A 22,204-nucleotide genomic window follows, 5' to 3' on the forward strand; every position below is an offset into this window, starting at 1 on the left:
TGCTTCGACCCATCGGCGATGTGCCTCCGGCTGAATATGAAATGCTGTATTATCAAACCGAGTCAAGCGAAGCCGCATGACTCAAATTAAACTGCCTCCGATCAACCCGGGGCGATTCAAGATGCCGACGCCGAACCTGATGCAGCATTACTTGCCGCCCTGGAGTCGCTGCAGCCCGCTGTTGCTTCGAGCGCTCCAGAGCGTAGCCTGGAATTTATACATAAACATCTGTTTTCTGCACCAGACGAAAAGACGTCACTGGATAACAGTGTGCAATGGCTAGGCGTTAGAGATTACCTCCAGGAGGCGGAAGTTGCCGCTGGTATGGCTCAACAGATACTGGCGGAAAATCCGGGGCTATCCGCTTCTGAAATTGGTCTACTTCTTCCAGATACATTTGAGTATTCGCTGGCGGTTAACGATGCGTTCACCACAGCCGGTGTCCCTCTTTCCGGATTGCCTGTAGATCATTGGCAAAGAGATCTGGGCAAAGAAGCGTTATTCCATTTCTTGTACTGTCGCCAGAAACCTTCACCAGCGATGGCCTTGGCGGTTTGTTTGTCGTCTCCCTTGATGCCTTGGACGAAAGAGCAGGGTGCAGTGTTAGCTCAGACAGTTATGGACGGCGACTACCGATTGCTAGCATCACGGTCTGCCACTCAGTCTGATAGGAAAATGCTGGATCTGCTGCGAGAGGGCGATGAAACCCCACAGACATTGGTAGTGGCTATCCAGGCGTTCGTGGAGCTACTGGATGGTGGTGAGCAATTTGATGCCCATGTGTATCAGGCAAGGTTAATGGCAGAAGAGCTGTGCGCAGCCCTTGAAGGTAGATCGGATATTGATTGGATCTCGCTGCGGCGTTTGTCGAGCCCCAAGAATATCAGTACCGGTGAATCGCCGGATTTCAATTTGGATGGTGTCACGGTCTGGCGGGAAAGGCACGAACCCTGGCGTCCAGTTCATTACTTGATCGTGCTGGGCTTTGCCTCTGGCCATTATCCTTTGGCCAGTAAAGACTCCGCAGTCTTTGTCTCTGAAGATTTGGCGGCTATCCAGCAGGCATTGGGACTCGCGATAGCGATCCCCGCCGAGCAGATGCGAGACCGCAGAGCACGGTTTAAGCGCCAGTTGGGCGCGGTCAGGGATTCTTTGACGTTTATGATCCCTCGCAGGGATCCCACGGGCGCATCGCAATCGCCGTCTGAGTCGCTGGTGTTTATGTCTCAATTGTATCGTGATGTCGATGAGGCGGAATCATTGATTCTTGAGATGGATGTTGGCGCTGACCGAGAGCGTATGCAGTGCCTCCCGTCAGTTGAAGTATGTCACGCAAGCTCTCCAAGAGACATTGTCGTCAAAGACATCGAGTTTGACTTTGACCTCCTTGCACTTAGGACAGATGAAGAGGGCAATTTAAGGCCAGAGTCTCCCAGTAGCCTGGAAACCTTAATGGTTTCTCGCTTCGCGTGGTTACTGCGTCGGATCAATGCAGAACCGTTGGGTTGGGAACCTGAGCGACTTAATGTGATGCTTCAGGGCACATTGACCCACCAGGTTTTTGAGGAGCTTTTTCAGGCATCTAATCCAATCCCTGAGCCAGAGGCGATTAGCTCACAGATTGAGCCGCTTCTGGATTCAGCCATCAGAACTCATGCGCCATTTCTTCGTGCCGCGCAATGGCAGGTCGAGCGAAAACATTTGGCGTCCAGCATTCACAAAGCGGCCTTAGCCTGGCGTGAGGTGTTGACCACATTGAACGCAGACGTGCTCGGGACAGAAGAATGGCTAGCCGGAACGCTTGATGGGCTCCCGATTCATGGCCAGGCGGATATCTTGTTGGGTCTGCCTGATGGTCGACTGCTGGTGGTGGATTATAAGAAATCCAGTGCAACAAGCCGTAGGCCCCGGATGCAGAAAGGCTATGACAGCCAGGCAAACCTGTATCGCACCATGCTGCAAACAGGTGGGCCAAAGAGCGAAGACAATACCGCGTTGCTGGAGAAGCTGCGAGCAGGGGACACCACCGGTATTGTTTATTTCATGACGAATGACCAGACTTCTCTGACCGATGCGCTGGTTGTGGAATCTGGGGCGATTCCCGGTTGGGAAGTTTTGGAAAATGATGTGTCACAGCTGGCCATGGAGTTGATCAGAGAGTGCCTGCAGGAGGTTGGTGCAGGCCAGTTGTATTTGAATCGGGAAGGGGACGGCCAGTTTTTCGACAAGCAAGCTGGCGTCAAGCCGTACGCGCTGGATAACAGTGCGCTGATACCGTTGTTCACCATCCCCGGTGAAGCCAGGGAAGTCGAATCCAGGGAGGGCAAATGAAGCTACCACCATTAACGATTATCCCTGCCGGAGCGGGATCCGGAAAAACATACACCATCCAACAGCAACTGGGTGAATGGGTTGTTGAGGGGCTGATTGCACCCGAGCGCATCGTGGCGGTGACCTTCACTGAAGCTGCTGCAGCCGAACTGCGTGAACGTATACGTGCCAAGTTGCTCAGTCTAGGTCGATTGGAAGATGCGTTAAAACTGGATCAAGCCTATATCTCCACGATACACGGGTTTGGTTTGCGCCTGCTTACGGAGTTTGCCTTCGATGCAGGCTTATCGCCCAAGCCCAGGCTGTTAAACGAGGATGAAGAAAACACGCTGATTCGACTCGCACTCTCGCGCACCGATAAGGCCGATGTCATCACCTCTAATCTCACTAAATTTGGTTACGCCTTTGATTTCATTTCCAAAAAAAGTGCGGAGGATATTTTCCGTGATGATTTGTTACGGATTGTTATGCTGCTGCGGTCTGCGGGTTGGAGTGAGGAGAGCGACACCTATGCGGAATTTGCGGCCAACTGGATTAGAGATCGATATGGCGTTACAGGCGACGGAGACCAACTAACAGCGAACCTATGCCGCGCCGTCACCCGGCTTCTTGAGGCCTACCCAGAGAGCCTGGCCAGGGAGTTTGGGAACAATGCAACGGCGGAAAAGGCATTCCGTCAGGATTTCAGAAACCTTAAAGCGGCGGCTGACGACAGTGCTCTGAACTCCGACTGGAAATTGTGGAAGGGCTTGCGTGAATTACGGCAATCAAAGCGGGGATGCGCTCTACCTGCGGACTATGAGGAACTGTCTAGCGCAGTTATTGAAGCTGCTAATGCATTGCCTACACACCCAGGCCCACTTGAACAGGCGGTGTTGCATATCAGTGCGTTAATTGCCGCCGGGCAAGATGTACTGGTTCACTACGCGGAGGCTAAACGTGAAGCAGGGCTGGTCGATTATGGCGATATGATTGCTATGGCGGCAGACATGCTGCGTTCCCGTCCTGATGTGGTAAATACGCTGGTCTCGCGAATAGATTGCCTGGTTGTCGACGAATTTCAGGATACTAACCCGCTTCAGTTTGCGCTTCTCTGGCAGCTCAAAGATGCAGGGGTACCGACGGTGACAGTGGGTGACTTGAAACAAGCCATCATGGGGTTTCAGGGTGCGGACCCGCGATTGTTTGATGCACTCATACAGCAGAACCAGGATGTCGCTAACCCATTGACCAGCAACTGGCGATCACAGCCAGACTTGATGCATTTTATCAATGCGGTTGGCCCTGGTTTGTTTGGGGAAGGCTATGTGCCGCTGACACCCCAGGGAGCTGGCAGCACACAAGAGCCGGTCGAGTTGATTGATTTCGCTGTAAAGGCAAGAAAAGGTCAGCATACTGTTAGAGCGGTATCCGTTGGTGAACGGCTGCAAGCCCTGTTGGAGGATTCTACACAGCAAGTCGTTGATAGGCGTACAAAGCAAAGTCGTGGCCTGCGCGGCGGTGACATAGCCGTACTGTGTCCTACCCATAAAATGCTTTCTGACTATGCCGCTGTATTACGCAGTATGGGGTTGAGAGTACGCCTGCAGGAAGACGGCTGGCACGAATCGCGGATTGTTCAACTGGCCTGTCAGGCTCTGGCGTATGTCGCCAATCCGCAGGATCGTCATGCTGCGTTGTATCTATCCGTTACCGAGTTAGGCAACTTGGATCTAAAAACTGCCTTGGAGCAGTTAATTGCCGACGAAAAGATAGATGATCCGGTGCTGGATCAACTGGATGAATTGGCAAGTCACGTTGAAGATCGAACTATATTCGCACTGGTGGCTGATACCTTCTCTGCACTGCGCCTTTTTGATGTTGTCTCGGCGTGGCCGGATGCTGACCAAGCGCGGGCTAACTTGCTGCGCTTGCAAGCCGAAGCAGGTGAGTTCATGGATGCAAATCGAGAGGCTTTGGCGAGTGGTGGCTACCATGGTTCCGGAATACAGAGCTTTTTAGCCTGGCTAAACGCAAAAATCGAGCAGAAGGATAAGAACAATCAACCTGATCCCCGAGTTATTGACGAGGATGCCATTCAATTGGCCACCTGGCACAGTTCAAAAGGCCGGGAATGGCCTGTGGTCTTTGTTTGTGGCATGGACCGGGAGCTAAAACCAAGACTACCCAATATGGCGCTCGGGTATCACTCGTTTGATGAATTGTCTGAGCTTATTGAGAAAGCCCAGATAGAGTACTCGCCCAAGTTCACTGCATCGGAATCAGATGACCAATTCTTAGGTGATCTGGAGAACGAAACCGAACTCGAATCCAGAAGATTGATTTACGTCGCCTTGACCCGAGCCAGAGAAAAGCTGGTTATTGAATGGCCCAGCTTTTTGGCAGGTAAGGATACCCTGACATACTGGTCAATACTGGCTGCAGAGGCCGCTGTATCGAAGCCTGAGAACACAATTACTGTCGGTGAATCGACGTTTCCTTGTTTGATATGGGATGGCGAATCAGAGCTTCCTGAAGAGATTGATGAATCCCAGGGAAATGCCGAAGCAGAATTATTGACCGTAGGTCGCCGAGCGATCAAACCAGGACAAGCTCCGGAACAGAAAATACCTGATAGCGTAACCCCCTCCGGGATGGTTGCTTCTACCGATACGGTAGAGGGAATAGAGCAAGCCTTGGAAATTGCTCAATACTCCCAAGAATTGGATCTCGATATCGGGCTCTCCGGTACGGTTCTGGGTACATTCCTTCACCAATGCTTCGAGATCCTTGGGGCCAATCCCGCCCAAGCTGAGAATATTGCGACCATCACAGGCGTTGAATTGAGCGATGATGCTCGAATCAGTATTGCCGAGAGTGTGGCTAGCTTCGAGCAATGGATGGCTGATTACTTCTCGGCAACATCAGTCCATCGGGAGTTACCGTTACTGGGCGTTGATGATAACGGCTCTGTAGTATCAGGAACCGCCGACCTGGTTCTGGAAACAGATGGTGGCATGTGGATCATTGATCACAAATCTGATCAGGTCGATGATCCCGAAGAAGCGTTCAATAGCTACAGACCGCAACTTGAATGTTATTCGAACCTGCTACAAAGCATGGGACATAACGTGTTGGGTATTGGGATCAATTGGGTCAGGCGAGGGGTGGTGGTGCAGCACCTCTGACATCGATTTTCAATTATGGATTGTTTGGATTGATAAATGAGCTCACTACAAGGGACCGGGTAGCTAGTGAATGATACGCAGATAAAAGAGGGAAGTGGGTCCTACACCGCAAACCTTCTTGGAAATATAAGAAGTCATTTGGCTGGATTGCAGGGCTATGACGTAATGGCGTTGGAGCTCATCCAGAACGCAGATGATGCCAAGGCCGAGGAAATCATATTCGATATCACGGATGATGGACTGCTGGTTCGCAATAGCGGTCACTTCACCTATTGTGGTGATCTGTATAAGCCGTGCGCCTCTTTGGCGGATGGTAATTACAAATGTGATTATCACCGAATAACTGATGTTGGCAGCGGAGGAAAACTTTCTCGGGGTGAGAATATAGGTCGATTTGGTATCGGTTTCGTATCGACCTATCAAGTAACCGATCACCCCGAGATTCGCTCTTCGGGTATCAAGTTGACCCTACGCCCCGAGTTGGGACAGTGGTATATCGAACCATATGAGGAGGGCTCCGGAACCAGCTTCTTCCTACCGTGGGCACATGACTCAGAATCCGAGGCTCGTTTAGCGCTCGGGGTTTCTCATGTCAGTAGCAGCCATGTCGACCAGCTTGCCGAGGATTTTTGCGACGTATTGCGTAAAAGCCTGCTTTTTCTCCGGCACGTGCGAACCGCCGAAATTCGCCGAAATGGCCAATTGCTTCTCGCATGTGATCTAGACAGGGGGGAAGGCTCAGAGGTTATTGTCAGTTTCAGGCCGAGTGGCGAAGTTGAGCAATGGAATATCCTTCGAGCGGATGCAATCGAGGGCGCCAAGAGGCTTTACGAAATACACCCAAGACTGGAGTCACTGCACAGAAGCACCGAGATCAGTATAGGCCTTCGTATCGATCCCGAACCGCTAGAAGAGGGGCTGCTCTATGCGTTCCTGCCGACCGAACAGTCAACAGGACTTCCTCTGCATATCAATGCGGACTTTTTTCCTGAGTCAGATCGTAAGGCCGTGATATTTGCAGGGCATCAGCATGAGCAGGCCTGGAATGAGATGCTTATCGACACGGCCGCTACGGAAATAGCTCGTGATCCGGAATGCCTGATGCAAATGCTTGGGCCCGTGCAGTTGTGGCAGATCATAGGGCGGTCATATGAACTTTTATCTAAACAGGCGGGTCATCCCACGTGTTACAAGCAATTTTGGGAGCAACTGAAAGCTACTGCTACTCATGCGCAAATTGCCTTAGCACAGGATGGCACAAATCAGTGCCCAAGCGGTGTTTTTCTACCTCGAACCACGTTCAATGAGCACCAAGCCAAAGTGCTACTTGAGGTGGGTGGCAGGCTCGTTACAGAGGAATTGCGTCCGTTCCAAACGGCGATGAACCAATTGGGCGCACCGATTCTGACGCTTGAGCGTCTTGTTGCGCTAATGGAGTCAGCATTGGCTCAGCAGGTAGCGGGAACAAAAGAGGTCGACCAAGCAAGGCTGGAGCATTTCCATCAGCCACTCTGGAGCATTATCAACGACCTTCTTCCAGACGCTGGATCGGCCGCGCCGACTATGAACTCGGCAGTACAACGGCTGATGGCATTGCCTTTTTTGGTCACCGAGGATCTTTTTGTGGTGACTATCAATCAGTCCTATACGGCACCAGCTGGTTTGGATGCTGACCGTATTGCCAATTTGTTACCGAGACTCGCGATTTCCTCCCGTCTTCTAGCGGGATTTCCCAAAATTTCCCGACTTGTAAAGCAGCTTGATTTGGGCGCGGTAGTGTCTCACCTCGGGGATAAGTGCAAATCCGAACCGGTTGCAAATGTCATCGGCATTGACCCTAAAGAGCTTCGGGATCTCTACTCGTTGTTTGCTGATCTCGATAAACAATGCGCTGTCGATAGGGCTGTGTACCAGCAATTGCGCGGTTTTCCAATATGGCAATCAAGTCGCGGTCTCGTTAAAGCCACCCAAGCTCTTCTACCGGGTAATTTCACAGACCCCACCGGTCAAGCAGACTTGTTGGATGTATCTTTTCTGACGGAATCGGCCAGGGATTTCTTGACGAGTAAACTGGAAGTGCAAACGCAGACGATTGAGGCGTTTGTGCGGACTGTATTGCCGACGTTTTTTGATGACGACGGCCCGCTGGATTCGAGCAAGTACAACCAACTTATCAGCGAGCTAGCCAATCACCCGGCGTTGGTGAATGATGACGATATTCGTAGGCTGCTGGGATCGCTGCCTATCGTTCCCACACAAGATGGAGGATGGTCTCTTCCACTCAATACATATCGTCGCAGTGATGAACTGGTGAAGGTGCTCGGTGATGCGCTTCACCTTTGGGCAGATGACACACGTATCCCTACCTCTCGATCCGTTCATACCTTTATTGACAGCCTGGGAATCCGGCGATCGCCAATCGCCAGACACCTGGTCGATCGAATGCTGTTCATCGCCGAGAAATACCTGCCAAGTGAGGATACGAAGCGCGCCAGCAGTGAGGCTTTTTATGTCATTTGTGACAACTACGAAGATTGGCAAGACAAAAGAGCCTTTCAGGACGCACTGGGTGATCTTAGAGGAATTGCTTGTTTTCCTGCCGATGGGGACACGGAAGAGTGGCACACGGCAGACTCATTGTACGCGCCTTACCGCGCCGAGGCATTCCGCTCACAGGTAAACATCCTTGATTTCAGAAACACGGGGCGTCTAAAAACAGACCTTCTGGAAGACCTAAGTATTTCCGTCAACCCGGAAACCGGACTGGTCATCAATCATTTGCAGCACTGTATCACCATGGGAATACAGCCCCATGTCTCCACATACCAGATACTGAACGAGCGCGCACAACGATCAGATACACTCATTGCAACTCTCGCAGGCTCGCGATGCATTTATGTCGAGAGCCAAAAAACGTTTGTTCGGCCTAACCAGCTGTACTGGGTGCCGCAGCAACTCGGGCGCTACGCGTACACCATTCCCGGAAATTACGAGTCGTTCAAGCCGCTTTTTGATGCGATTGGGGTTAAAAATTCCCCAGATGGCGAGGATTTTGTCGATATTTTGCTCGATATTGTAGGGGAGTACTTCGAACAGTCTAAACCGGTAAACGGTTCTGACAGGGCAGTTTATGATGTCTGTCTAAATAGTGTGGCGACCGCGTATGAGCTGAACGAACTGACGCTACCTGACCTTCAGCGATTGCAGGAAGCGCCAACCATATTAAATTTGCAATCGCGGCTTACTCATCCGGATGAGGTGCTTCTTCAAGATAGTGAGTGGCACGTTGGCTTCTTTGATGGAGAGCTCGACCAGGCATTGTGTAAACCGGCACCAGAGCTCTGGACGTTCATCGAAGAAGTTGGCGTCAAACGCCTGAGCGAAAGCGCTCACGTCAATTTGGAGTTCGTCGACGGACCGGAAGCAGACGAATCAGACATAGCTGAGAAGCTGGTGGAGAGGATGGATGTCCTCGCTAGATTGCTACACGACAAACCGACAACCGTCCGCAGAAAGATACGAGAGTCACTCTCGAACTTGAATGCCATCAGCCACGATTTGGTGCGAATTCAAGCATCTGTCGATGTTGGAGGCGATCAGGCAACCGCTCCGCCAGCCTCGGCGCAAGCGTTTTACGACCTAGAAAGGGGGTGTTTAATTCTCGCGCGTCCGGTTGGCGATCGGAGTTGGGCTCATATTCTCAACGCGTTGTTCCATCAATTGATGCCGGAGGAATCTGGAAGCGAAGTTTCTAAACTGACGCTTAGTGTTCGTCCGTTAATGGGAATTACTATCGAGGATGCTCATCGTGAATTGAGCGATGCAGGCATACCGTATTTGGACGCGGAAGCTAGCAACACTGAAGATCTAACGTCTCCAGACTTGGACGAGATGGGTGGCGACACGGAGCCTGCAGGACCCGATGAAGATGATATGACATCTGAATCAGGTGACAACTCGGACGAGTGTGAAGCTCACCCAAGCAGCAAGAATCAGAAACGACGCCCTGAAAAACCGGGGCAACAGGGTGGAAAAACGTCTTCAGATCAATCGAGCAGTGAAGATGGCGCTGGAATCCCACAACAAAATGTCGGAGACCAAAATGGGTCAACAACCCGTGAAGGCGGCAATACTAGGTCTGGGCATGGTGAACGGCGCACGAAAAAATCCCGACCCAAGCACAAGGAACAGTGGGACCGACGCTTGCTTTCCTATGTTCGGCAGAGACAAGAAGAGTCCTCGGACATTAGTGATGGGGAAGGTCCGTCGGATCACAATTTAACAGTCGAGGCCGTCACTCGTGAGGCGGTATGCGCTTATGAGAAAGATCGCGGCCGTGTGACAGAGCAGATGGCCCAAACGCACCCCGGATACGACATCATCAGCCGCAACTCAGTTACAGGCGAAGAGAGGTTTATAGAAGTGAAGGGTGTTAACGGGGAGTGGAACCAGACCGGAGTCGGACTATCACGCCTCCAGTTCAGTAACGCTCAAGACTATGGAGATCGCTACTGGCTTTATGTTGTGGAATTTGCTGCTGACCCCGAGCACATTCGCGTCCATCCCATTCGAAGCCCGGCGACCCAAGTTACTGCCTTTATGTTTGACGGTAATTGGCGGGAAGCAGTAACTGATGAGCGAGCCGACCCGACTGCGTTATTTGTACCCGGTGCCAGGATACACCATCAGGATATGGGGAATGGAGAAATTCGTGATGTCGTCACTCGCGGCAATACCAAGTTATTGACAGTAATGTTTGACGGAAAGCCACACGCGACTCCCAATGTAAATTTGAACTTGCACCGCATGCGAATTCTGGATGATGCCGATGGCGATACTGATTCCTGATCTTTCAGACCTTCAGCTTAATGAGCTTCCGTCACAAGCGGAGGCACGGGTATACCGCTCATTGAGAGATCATTTGTCTTCAGAATACGTCGTGTTTTTTCAAGTTGGGTGGATACTGAGGCGCGAGGCAGAACAAGCAAAAGATGGAGAAACAGACTTCCTCGTTTGCCATCCAGATTACGGTTATCTTTGCATTGAAGTAAAAGGCGGCGGTGTTGGCTTTGATGCTGATACAGGAGAGTGGTACTCGATAGATCGCTACCGTCAGAAACATTCGATAAAAAACCCCATTTCCCAAGCTCTCAGAGCGAAGTATTCCATTCGCTCGAAGCTAGACGAGCAGCAAAGCTGGCGTGATCTTTCTCTGGGTAATACACTGCGTGGGCACGCCGTATTTTTTCCTGATGTGGGTGATGCACATCTATTAAGTAGGCCAGATATGCCATCTGTGCTTATTGGCTCCGCCGATAGTTTTAATGACCTAGCTGCATGGATGGAAAACGCATTTCAGTATTGGGGTGACCAATCAAGTGGATATTCGCCAGTAGGTCGTCGAGGTGTTGAAGTTATCCGGAAGATTTTCGGTCGCTCCTTTACGGTTACTCCCTTGCTTTCGTCCCGGTTAGCTGATCAGGAAGTACGTCGGCTTTCGTTGACGAAAGATCAAATGCGAGTGCTTGATTTCCTCCGTTCACACCGACGCGTGGCGGTGAGCGGTGGAGCAGGCACGGGGAAAACTGTGCTCGCGTTGGAGAAAGCTCGTCGCCTCGCAGCGGAGGGCTTTAGGACGTTGCTAACGTGTTACAACCGGCAGTTGGCCGATTATCTAGCCCGGCAATGTGCCGGATTGGAAAACATCGATGTAATGAGTTTCCATCAATTGTGTTCACGGCAGGTTGAAAAAGTTAAACGGCAATCAGATCGTGATCTTATCTATGAGGCGAAAGTTACCTATCCTGGGAAAAATTTATACGATGTTCATTTCCCCAATGCACTGGCATATTCGCTCGAAGTTTTGGACGACCGATACGAGGCTATCGTTTGTGACGAGGGGCAGGATTTCAGGGAGGAGTATTGGGTTCCGTTAGAGTTGCTGTTATCCGATTATGATCAAAGTCCTTTTTATGTCTTTTACGACGATAACCAAAACATCTATGCTAGAGCAGGAACATTCCCAATCCAGGAAGAACCGTTTACTCTTACAACAAATTGCCGGAACACAACGCAGATTCATAACCTGGCTTACGCGCATTATAAAGGAGTTCCCGTCGATCCTCCGGACAATGATGGAGAGGACGTTCAGTTCGAACGTGTTAATGGACTGGAAGCTCAGGCAAAGAAGATAAATTCTCGTATAGTTGACCTCATTGCGAGGGAAAATGTGCCACCCGGTGACATTGTTGTCTTGATCGGGGATGCCCTACATAAGGCAGATTACTACGAACATTTAAAGAAGTTTCCTTTACCCAAACCTGCAGTTTGGTCAGAAGAGGGCTACCCGCACCAAAATCATGTCCTACTCGATACGATTCAGCGATTTAAAGGACTGGAATCTGCAGTGGTAATCCTATGGGGGCTCGATGGATTAGACCTAAATTCTAGTGAAGAGATTATCTATGTAGGAATGAGTCGAGCAAAGTCGATTTTGATAGCAGTTGCTACCCCGACCGTGTGTGATGCTCTGGAGTTATCTGCTGATTCAGCAGCCAAACAAGACGGCAGGCAAAATCAGGTTAACATGCAAGAGCTGATGTCTTTGCTCGGACTTTGTCTTTCTTCGGTGCTCGCAATTGAAAAACAGTAGCCCATCGCGTGAAGAATTATTTGCCTTGGTCTGGGAGCGTCCAGCTACAGAAGTCGCACGAGAATTAGGAATTTCAGATGTGGCGTTGGGAAAATTGTGCAGGAAGCTGCAGGTGCCAAAACCACCAAGAGGTTATTGGGCCAAGATAGCGGCCGGTAGAAAGCCAAGGCAGCCACCACTTCGAGCTTATCGAGAAGAATTGGAAAAGCAGTATAAGAAGCAGATCACCTCCAATACTTTGATAAGGCTTTCCAAGTTGCAGCGAGAGTTCCTCAAATTTGCATTAGATGAACTGAATGCTGTTGGAGTTGATACCGGGGAGTGCGAATTAGCCTATGATGGAATTCGCGCTATCCCGCCTGAGCTCACTGCTCAGGTTTTGATCGTTCTGCAGACTCGCTACGAAAAGTGGATAGAGGACAGAAATACGGCTTCAAGCATGCACGGGGCGATCAGTAGCCTGAGTAATTTCGTTTCTAAATTACTGCCTCATGCAAAGGATCAGCTACTGGTTTTTCACCGGCAGTCGGATGATCGTTACTCATACTCAGATGGTCCCACAGTGTCAGTGCGGGCGACAGAAGATTTTCTGGGGAGAATTGCTCATCTTTCTCGTTTGGCCAGGGAGAATGGTTGCGCCTATATAGCCGCCGATATGTCAGCTTTGGAGCATGCGTGGTCTGTTAATCAGATTTACTCTCCTGGGACGTACTTGAGAGCAAAAACCGAGCTCTGTGTTTCATCTAACGAGGTCTGGATCAGGGCTGAATTGGATAATTCCTGGTCTAGGTCGCAATACGAGACTATTCGATTGGCCTTGAGAGATATTTGTCCGATTGAACTGGTGCCCGCGATTGAGCAGAGACTACCGGGAAAAATTTATCGGGCTGGAATAAAACCCTACGAGGAGCGGCTGCAAGCGCTGCAGGAAGCGAGGCTGGTTTACGATGGAGTGGTAGATGCTGCCTGTGACATGGATAGGGCCGTACCTAACGAACGGCTAGCGCTGATTGACAGGCTAATCCTATCTCCAGGGGATGCTGGCCCTTTTGTCACTGCACGAAGAGTGTGGCGACAATTAGAGTCGGATCTGGATCAATGGGGAGAGCAGCTTGAATCTGAGACAGTAGAACTGTGTCAGGATGTCTTGGGCATACAGATCGAGGATATCGTGCTGATCGAATCTGGCAGGGGTACCGTGAGACTCAAGGTTGAAGGTATGGGGATTCATGTTTACGAGAAGCAGCTTTTATTTAGTATTTGGGGGACCAGATTCCGCAAAGATGGCTTGCCAGGCAAGCGCTCGGAATATTTCAACATTGCTGTTGAAGAGTGATTGAAGCTTAGTTTTGGGCAATATCTGCCTCGATGCTGTAAAATGGCGTACTTGATCCAATCAAAATAAACTTTTTTACAATAATTTTCTGAGCATGGTATTTTTCATGGTATTAGGCTTATTATGATTTTTAACCTATTGATAATAAAAAGAAAAAATGGATTATTTACAATCGAGTGGGAGTGACCGGTGAAACCGCGCCATGGATAACCAAAACCACAAGCAATATATGTCCCAGGCGTTGCTGTTGGCTGCCCGGGCTGAGCAGCAGGGCGAAGTGCCGGTGGGGGCGATGTTGGTGCGCGATGGTGAGGTGATCGGCGAGGGCTGGAACCGGCCCATCTCCAGTTGTGACCCCAGCGCCCATGCGGAAATAGTTGCTCTGCGGGATGCGTCGCAAAAGCTGCAAAACTATCGCCTGTCCGGTGCCACCATGTACGTCACCATCGAACCCTGCACCATGTGCATCGGTGCCATGATCCACGCTCGCGTTGAGCATATTGTCTTCGGAGCCAAAGAACCCCGGGCAGGGGCAGTGTGCAGCCATTTGCAACTGCTCGACAACGATCACTACAACCACAAAATTAGCTGGCAGGGTGGGGTGTTGGAAAGTGAGTGTGCGGGGGTTATTTCGCGGTTTTTTAAATCAAAAAGGGCGAAATAATTTTCGGTTGTGGGTTATGTAGATTCTGTCATTCTGAGCGCAGCGAAGAATCTCTTACTCCGTATCAGCTGAAGATTCTTCGCTGCGCTCAGAATGACAATCCCGCTCGATCTTGAACTCAAATATTCTCCGCCAGTTTCTCTGCAAATTCCTGTTCTTCCTTCTCCATTTCCTTGCGCTCTTTTTCCAGTTGATGCCACTGCAATATATCCCGGTAGTGGCGGATGTTTTGTACGTAGGACACCGGTTCTCGGCCGCGGGCGTAGCCGCGTTTTACGGTGCTGTAGTATTTTTTTTGTTCCAGCAGGGGCAGGTACTGGCGCACGTCTTCCCACAGGTTGGGGTTTTTGCCGGCGCGCTCGGTCAGTACCCGACCGTCTTCCAGGTGGCCAAAGCCCACGTTGTAAGAGGCCAGTGCCATCCAGGTGCGGTCTGGCTCCTCAATGTTTTGGGGCAGGCGCTTTTTGGTTTTCAGGTAATACTGTGTTCCCGCCATCAGGCTCTGGCGGGCGTTAAGACGGTTTTTTACGCCCATTTCCCGCGCGGTGGGCCAGGTGAGCATCATTAATCCGCGTACTCCGGTGGGGGATTTGGCCTTGGCGTTCCAGTGGGATTCCTGATAGGCAATGGCGGCCAGCAGTTGCCAGTCAATGTCGAATTCAGTGGCGGCTTCTTTAAACAGGTCTTCAAATTTGGGCAGGCGGCTGTCTACCCGGCGCATAAACAGTTGTGAACCGGCAATGTTAAATTTTTCTGTGTGGCCAAAAAACTGTTCGCGGAGTTTTTCCAGCGTGCCGTCTGCTTCAATGCTGCGCAGGTAATCGTTGGCGGCGTCCAGCAGACTGGTGTCGTTGCGGAACGGAAATGCCCAGGCGGTGGTTTGCTGTTCAGACACCTGAAAGGCAATGCGGGCGTTGGGATACAGGGATTGGTTGACTTCGTGAGCCATGGAATCCACCACCGCGTATTCGGCGTTGCCGCTGTGTATTTGCTCCATCAGCCCCAGGGTGTCGGCCAGCTGCACTTGCTGCCAGTTAACCCCCGACAGCTCGTCAGCCACTGCCTGCAATTGTTCAGTGCCAGCACTGTTGGCAATGGAGAGCAGAGTGCTGTCGGTTTTTAAGTCGGCAAAACTTTTTGGCCGTTTGGTGCCGAGCTTGTAAAGCAGTTCCTGTGAGGTGTTGCCGTAGGCGTCGCTGAACAACATGTGCTCGCGGCGCTCCAGGGTGGTAGACAGCCCGGCAGCGGCAAAGTCGCCATTGGGCCCGCCCAGAGAAACCGCCAGCCCATTGAGGTTGTTTACCGGGCTGACTCTCAGTTTCACATCCAGGTAGTCCGCAAAGCCTTTGGCCAGCAGGTACTCAAAGCCGGTGTCGCCCTTGGCGTTCTGGTAGTAGGTGGTGGGGCCGGGAATGGTGATGACTTTCAGATAGCCCCGCTTTTGTACCCGCTGCAGGTCGCTGATGGTGGTGCTGCCGTACAACACCACAGTGGTGCAGGCCAGGGGAATCATCAGGCATGCCAGTCGCGCTGTCCGCAGCAGCGCTTTAGCGATAATTTGCCGTGCCTGAGTGCTTTTCATCCAGTTGTCCATGGTCACAACCTGTACCACAGGTTAGGCCAAAAATGGCCCCGTGGCCAGCTGCCCAAAATCATTGGATTCCGGTACAATTGCGCCCCGTTCATTCCCATCTGATACGTGAGCCCCAACGCATGCTGATTCTCCGTGGCGCCGCCGCATTGTCTGACTTCCGCAGGCAGAAACTGCTTTCCGCCCTTACCGAAAAACTGCCGGAAGTGACCTCCGTATACGCCGATTTTATTCACTTCAGCGAAGTGGATGGCCAGTTGGCCGATAATGAATTGGATACTCTGGATGCGCTGCTTACCTACGGCCCCAAGGCCAGCTCCGAAGAGCCGGAGGGCGAATTGTTTTTGGTGGTACCGCGCCCTGGCACCATCTCGCCCTGGTCGTCCAAAGCCACGGATATTGCCCGCAACGCCGGGCTGGATAAAATTCTGCGCCTGGAACGGGGCATTGCTTATTACGTTGAGGTGAATAGCGACGGCGTCAACCGTGAACAAATTGCCGCGCTGCTGCACGACCGCATGGTGGAAGCGGTGTTCAACACCCTGGAAGTGGGCGAGCAACTGTTCCGCCACGAACAGCCCAAGCCCATGGAAACCGTGGATATTCTCGGTGGCGGCCACCCGGCGCTGGAACAGGCCAATGTGGAACTGGGCCTGGCCCTGGCGGAAGACGAAATCGACTACCTGGTGAGCAGCTTTCAGGGCTTGCAGCGCAACCCCACAGACGTGGAATTGATGATGTTCGCCCAGGCCAACTCCGAACACTGCCGCCATAAAATCTTTAACGCCAGCTGGACCCTGGACGGCGAAGACATGCCCCGCAGCCTGTTCAAAATGATCAAAAACACCTACCAGCAGGGCGGCGAAGACGTGTTGTCAGCCTACGCCGACAATGCCTCGGTGATTGTCGGCAGCAAAGCCGGACGTTTCTACCCGGACCCGCAGACCTGCCAATACGGTTTCAGCCACGAAGACATCCACATTCTGATGAAAGTGGAAACCCACAATCACCCCACCGCCATTGCCCCCTACCCCGGTGCGGGCACTGGCTCCGGCGGTGAAATTCGCGACGAAGGCGCCGTGGGGCGCGGCTCCAAACCGAAAGTGGGGCTGACCGGTTTTACCGTGTCCAATTTGCAGATTCCCGGCCATCTACAGCCTTGGGAGCAAGACCTTTCAGGTAAGGGATATGGCAAGCCGGAACGCATAGTCACGGCATTGGATATTATGATCGAAGGGCCCATCGGTGGTGCTGCCTTTAACAACGAATTTGGCCGCCCCAATATCTGCGGTTACTTCCGCACCTTTGAAGAAAATTTCAGCGGCGAACGCCGGGGTTATCACAAGCCCATTATGTTGGCGGGAGGCTATGGCAATATTCGCGCCGAACACGTGGACCAACACGAATTTGATGCCGGCCACAAACTCATCGTACTGGGTGGCCCAGCCATGCTGATTGGCCTGGGTGGTGGCGCTGCCTCCTCCATGACCAGTGGCTCCTCCAGCGAAGATTTGGACTTCGCCTCGGTGCAGCGCCAAAACCCGGAAATGGAGCGCCGCTGTCAGGAAGTGATCGACCGCTGCTGGCAACTGGGTAACGCCAACCCCATCGCCTTTATTCACGACGTGGGCGCGGGTGGTTTGAGTAACGCCTTTCCGGAGCTGGCCAAAGACGGCGGCTGCGGTGCCAACTTTGAACTGCGCAATGTGCCCAACGACGAGCCGGGTATGTCGCCGCGAGAAATCTGGTGCAACGAATCTCAAGAGCGTTACGTGATGGCCGTAGCGCCGGAAAATCTGCCGGCGTTTGAAGCCATCTGCCAACGGGAACGCTGCCCCTATGCGGTTGTGGGAGAGGCCACCAGCGAACAACACCTGCGCCTGGGTGACACCCACTTCAACAACAACCCCGTCGACCTGCCCATGGATGTGCTGTTTGGCAAGCCGCCCAAAATGCACCGCACGGCGGACAAGCGCGATTACGACGTAAAACCCTTCGATACCGCCAATATCGACATCCACGATGCGGTAGAGCGGGTGCTGCGCCTGCCCACGGTAGCCAGCAAAAACTTTTTGATTACCATTGGCGACCGCTCGGTAACCGGCATGGTGCACCGGGACCAAATGGTAGGCCCCTGGCAAGTGCCGGTGGCAGACTGTGCGGTAACCACCGCCGCTTACGACAGTTTTGCGGGCGAAGCCATGTCCATGGGCGAGCGCACCCCGGCGGCGCTGCTGGATGGCCCGGCCTCTGGGCGTATGGCCATTGGCGAGGCAATTACCAATATTGCCGCCACCCGCATCGAAAAAATATCCGACATCAAGCTGTCTGCCAACTGGATGTGTGCCGCCGGCCACCCCGGTGAAGACGAAAAACTTTACCGCACCGTGGAAGCGGTGGGCATGGAGTTGTGCCCGGCACTGGGTATTACCATTCCGGTGGGTAAAGACTCCATGTCCATGCGTACTGCCTGGCATGACAATGGCGAAAACAAGTCCGTAACGGCACCACTCTCGCTAGTGATTACCGCCTTTGCACCGGTGCCGGACGTGCGCAAAACCGTTACCCCACAATTGCAAATACCGTCTGCTTCTAATGGAACAGACGACAGCGAACTGCTGTTAATCGACCTGGGCAATGGCAAAAATCGCCTGGGGGCATCCTGCCTGGCGCAAGTGTATAACCAGGTCGGCAGCGATACGCCAAATGTGGACAGCGCCGAACAACTGAAAGCCTTTTTCGAGCAAATACAGCGCCTGCTGCAAGCGGAAAAAATTCTCGCCTATCACGACCGCGCCGACGGCGGCCTGTTTACCACCATTGCAGAAATGGCCTTTGCCGGTCACTGTGGTGTGGATTTGAATATCGCTGATCTGGGTAGCGACAAACTGGCCGCGCTGTTTAGTGAAGAACTGGGTGCAGTGATACAGATTTCCGCCAGCCAGAGTGCCGCTGTTCAGCAAACACTGGCCGATGCCGGTTTGACGGTGCACGCCATTGGCACCACCAACGACCTGGATCAGCTGCGGGTATTTGACGGCGATCACCTGTACTACAGTCATCAGCGGGTACACCTGCAACAAGCCTGGAGCGAAACCAGCTACCGTGTGCAGGCACTGCGCGACAACGCCGATTGTGCCCAGTGCGAATTTGATGCCATTGCCGCCGCCGACCCCGGCCTGTCGTTCAACCTCAGCTACGATGCTCAAAACGATATTGTTGCCGACCTGATTGCCAGCACAGAAAAAGAGCAGCGCCCCAAAGTGGCCATCCTGCGCGAGCAGGGCGTCAATGGCCACGTGGAAATGGCCGCCGCTTTTAACAAAGCGGGCTTTACGGCGGTGGATGTGCATATGAGCGACGTGCTGGCCGGGCGAGTTGAACTGAACGACTACAAAGGTCTGGTGGCCTGCGGTGGTTTCTCCTACGGCGATGTACTGGGTGCCGGTGAAGGCTGGGCCAAATCCATCCTGTTTAACGCCGATGCGCGGGAAGCCTTCCGCCGGTTCTTCCACCGGCAAGACACCTTTAGCCTGGGCGTCTGCAATGGCTGCCAGATGATGAGCAACCTCAAAGAACTGATCCCCGGCAGCGACCACTGGCCGCACTTTGTGCGCAACCAATCGGAACAGTTTGAAGCCCGCTTCTCACTGGTGAAAGTGCCAGAATCCCCATCGGTATTGTTCAAGGGTATGGCCGGTTCCCATATGCCGGTAGCGATAGCCCACGGTGAAGGCCGCGCCGAATTTGCCGATAACCACGCCGTCAGCAATTGCGACAACAGTGGCCTGGTTGCCCTGCGTTATATCGACAATCACCTCAACACCACCGAACGCTACCCGGCCAACCCCAATGGCTCGCCAAAGGGTATAACCGGTGTGTGCAGTGAAGATGGCCGAGTTACCCTGATGATGCCCCACCCGGAACGAATATTCCGCACCGTGACCAACTCCTGGGCACCGGCTGATATGGGCGAGGATAGCCCCTGGATGCGGATATTCCGCAATGCGCGGTTGTTTGTGGGATAGAAAAGCCGTAGGGCGGATTAGCGCAGCGTAATCCGCCGCCTCTACTGCAGGCCGTTGCGATCGACTTTGACGGTGCTCCAGGAATGAGTGCGCACCAGTTCGGTGAAGTAGTCTTTGAGCTGTTGCTCAGACAGGTGTTCAGGGCATTGATCAAAGAACTCGGTGATGCGGCGTACGGATCGGGAATAGACATCGATGGTGGTTTTGGCTTTTCCCTGATGGTGCAGAGCGTTACATGGTGTTGGTACAGGGATTGGTAACGTTTTTTCTGTGCTGTGTTCATGGTAGTTCCTCCAGTCGTCGCACTCGGGAGTGAGTGCGTGGAGGAAGTATCGGAGAGAATTCAGGCGTGGGGCAGCTGCCGCGTAGCGGCTTCGTTCAACAAGTCGCTGCAGTGGATCGCCGCACTGTGGGCGCCTCACCACTGTTGGCGGCGTTATGCGTTTTGAGTCAATATGGCCAGGAAACTACTAACTGCAACTGGATTAATTTTTGTCTTAGTGCTGTCGCTACCAATGTTTGCATACTGGTGGGGATTGTCACAGATTGATGGTCTCTCTCAACCTATTGATTTGAATTTAACCGAAGTTGAGGAAAAAGAGGTCTGGCTGAATGCGAAAGAAGTAGGTAAACCAAGACTCCGAAAAATGAGCGCTTACAGCTATTTGCTAATGATCAAATGCGGTATCAATTGTAAAGATAAGTACCCTGGAGTCGGTATCACCGCTCAAGCAATTCGCAGTGAGGTGTCCTCTAAACTGGAACATGGTAACAGCACTCACTGGCAATTTACATGGATGGCTTATACGATTTGGGCAACTCGTAATTGGACTTTAGATGAAGTTATTTCTACTTACAAAGCTACGCGCGCATAACGAATAAGGATAAGTAGCGCTTGCCGCGGCTTATCCTGTTGTTGAATGAGCCCGGTTCAGGGCGCCCAAGTTGATTCTTGAATCCGCCCTTATATAGCAAATAAATACTCTGGATGTCATCGTGAGCGGCGCTTTCAAAACGAGCGTCTTTTTTGCGGACGAGTGTTCACACCCGCGCTGGCTATATCGGCGGCAGCACATCCATGTGCGACATTACTCAACGCAATTTATATGATTGCCGGTCACTGCTGTCCCATAAACTTTAAGTTTTTATCCCTGAATCACAGGAAAAATAAGGCCGTCAAAGAGTTTGAGTTCGCAGCAGACATGAATTGGGTATTGCTTGCTGTGACGCGCCGTAAACCCATCCATGGGGGCTCGAGGTCAGCATCCTTGCTGACCACGGTCACATCAAGCAATACCCAATTCATGTTGTTCGAGTTTGTGGGACAGCAATAATTGCCGGTTTCATATTGAGTGAAGCCCACCCGCGTCAATCTTCGACGTCAAGTTTTCAATTATGCGCGTGCAGGGCCTCGTTCAGCTCAATAGCCGACTGATTGGTCAGGCATTCAATGGCGCCGCTGATGGAGTTGCGGCGGAACAGCAGGTCGGTTTTGCCCGCCAGTTCACGGGCTTTGGCTTCGCCAGCGGGTTGGCGGTTGTCGTCCAGCATCACCACTTTGGTGCCTGCGGTAATGTAGAGTCCGGCTTCTACGGTGCAGCGATCCCCCAGCGGGATGCCTATGCCGGCATTGGCACCAATCAGACATTCTTTGCCCACAGAAATCACAATATTGCCGCCGCCGGAAAGGGTACCCATGGTGGAGCAGCCGCCACCCAGGTCGGAGCCTGCACCGATAAATACACCGGCGGAAACCCGGCCCTCGATCATATTGGGGCCTTCGGTGCCGGCGTTAAAGTTCACAAAGCCTTCGTGCATTACTGTGGTGCCTTCACCGATATAGGCGCCAAGACGAACCCGTGAGGCATCGGCGATGCGCACTCCTGCGGGTACCACGTAGTCGGTCATTTTCGGGAATTTGTCGATGCAGTTAACGCTGATAGGGCTGCCAGCCAGTCGCGCCTGCAGTTGTCGGGCGGGTAATTCGTCAATATCGATAGCGCCCTGGTCGGTCCAGGCGACATTGGCCAGCAGGCCGAAAATACCGCTGAGGTCTGTGCCGTGGGGTTTTACCAGGCGGTGCGACAGCAGGTGCAGTTTCAGGTAACCCTCTGCAGCGCTCTGTGGCGCCGCGTCCGTTTCCAGGGCAACCACAACCGCTGGGCGGCCGCTTTGCTGGATGGCATCGGCAATATCGGCCTGGGTGTTTTCACCGCTGGCGCGTAACTCGGCGGCCAGGGCGGACAGTTGTTCGCTGCTGACGTCGATGGTCTGGTTGCCGCCATCGTAGCCCAGGGTTTTGCTGGCGGCTGTCGCCAACGCTTCATTGGTGTTCAGCAGTGGTTGCTGAAAGTAAACTTCCAGCCAGTTACCGGTGCTGTTTTTAGTGCCTGCGCCCAGGCCAAAGCTGTAGAGTGTGGTCACGAAGGTGCCTC

The 22,204-nt window shown here is 52.6% G+C and carries 11 protein-coding genes; 8 read left to right on the forward strand and 3 right to left on the reverse strand.

The genetic code is table 11. The annotated features are described in order from the left end of the window. Window positions 1–324 precede the first annotated feature (324 nt). From ACVBEJ_RS12340 to tadA, 6 genes are all read left to right on the forward strand, one after another. The gene (locus ACVBEJ_RS12340; protein ID WP_447129940.1) at window positions 325–2,331 is read left to right on the forward strand and encodes a PD-(D/E)XK nuclease family protein; all 2,007 of its coding nucleotides are present in this window, start codon (window positions 325–327) and stop codon (window positions 2,329–2,331) included. Then, complete coding sequence (locus tag ACVBEJ_RS12345; protein ID WP_447129941.1) at window positions 2,328–5,498, forward strand: UvrD-helicase domain-containing protein; 3,171 nt, start codon at window positions 2,328–2,330, stop codon at window positions 5,496–5,498. The genes ACVBEJ_RS12340 and ACVBEJ_RS12345 overlap by 4 nt, the downstream gene beginning before the upstream one ends. 66 nt (window positions 5,499–5,564) lie before the next feature. Further along, entirely contained in the window at window positions 5,565–10,346 is a 4,782-nt protein-coding gene (locus ACVBEJ_RS12350) for a DUF3883 domain-containing protein (RefSeq protein ID WP_447129942.1), read from the forward strand. Continuing rightward, window positions 10,327–12,150 (forward strand): DEAD/DEAH box helicase, encoded by a 1,824-nt coding sequence (locus tag ACVBEJ_RS12355; protein WP_447129943.1) that lies wholly within the window; start codon window positions 10,327–10,329, stop codon window positions 12,148–12,150. The genes ACVBEJ_RS12350 and ACVBEJ_RS12355 overlap by 20 nt, the downstream gene beginning before the upstream one ends. Further along, the gene (locus tag ACVBEJ_RS12360) at window positions 12,137–13,486 is read left to right on the forward strand and encodes a hypothetical protein (protein WP_447129944.1); all 1,350 of its coding nucleotides are present in this window, start codon (window positions 12,137–12,139) and stop codon (window positions 13,484–13,486) included. The genes ACVBEJ_RS12355 and ACVBEJ_RS12360 overlap by 14 nt, the downstream gene beginning before the upstream one ends. 202 nt (window positions 13,487–13,688) lie before the next feature. Continuing rightward, window positions 13,689–14,150 (forward strand): tRNA adenosine(34) deaminase TadA, encoded by a 462-nt coding sequence (gene tadA / locus ACVBEJ_RS12365; protein ID WP_447129945.1) that lies wholly within the window; start codon window positions 13,689–13,691, stop codon window positions 14,148–14,150. A gap of 118 nt (window positions 14,151–14,268) precedes the next feature. On the opposite strand, the gene mltF is transcribed toward tadA, so the two are convergent. Continuing rightward, the gene (mltF, locus tag ACVBEJ_RS12370; RefSeq protein WP_447129998.1) at window positions 14,269–15,744 is read right to left on the reverse strand and encodes a membrane-bound lytic murein transglycosylase MltF; all 1,476 of its coding nucleotides are present in this window, start codon (window positions 15,742–15,744) and stop codon (window positions 14,269–14,271) included. 119 nt (window positions 15,745–15,863) lie between these two features. Here mltF and purL point away from each other — a divergent pair, with 119 nt between their 5' ends. Continuing rightward, window positions 15,864–19,769: a phosphoribosylformylglycinamidine synthase gene (gene purL, locus ACVBEJ_RS12375; protein WP_447129946.1), complete on the forward strand. Its 3,906-nt coding sequence runs from the start codon at window positions 15,864–15,866 to the stop codon at window positions 19,767–19,769. Window positions 19,770–19,810: 41 nt separating this feature from the next. Here purL and ACVBEJ_RS12380 read toward each other — a convergent pair whose 3' ends face one another. Next, window positions 19,811–20,194 (reverse strand): phage integrase N-terminal SAM-like domain-containing protein, encoded by a 384-nt coding sequence (locus ACVBEJ_RS12380; RefSeq protein WP_447129947.1) that lies wholly within the window; start codon window positions 20,192–20,194, stop codon window positions 19,811–19,813. Window positions 20,195–20,224: 30 nt separating this feature from the next. On the opposite strand from ACVBEJ_RS12380, the gene ACVBEJ_RS12385 reads away from it, so the two are divergent. Next, the gene (locus ACVBEJ_RS12385; protein ID WP_447129948.1) at window positions 20,225–20,644 is read left to right on the forward strand and encodes a hypothetical protein; all 420 of its coding nucleotides are present in this window, start codon (window positions 20,225–20,227) and stop codon (window positions 20,642–20,644) included. Window positions 20,645–21,158: 514 nt separating this feature from the next. On the opposite strand, the gene dapD is transcribed toward ACVBEJ_RS12385, so the two are convergent. Continuing rightward, entirely contained in the window at window positions 21,159–22,193 is a 1,035-nt protein-coding gene (gene dapD / locus ACVBEJ_RS12390; RefSeq protein WP_447129949.1) for a 2,3,4,5-tetrahydropyridine-2,6-dicarboxylate N-succinyltransferase, read from the reverse strand. Window positions 22,194–22,204: the final 11 nt, after the last annotated feature.

The organism is Porticoccus sp. GXU_MW_L64 (genome assembly GCF_052983295.1).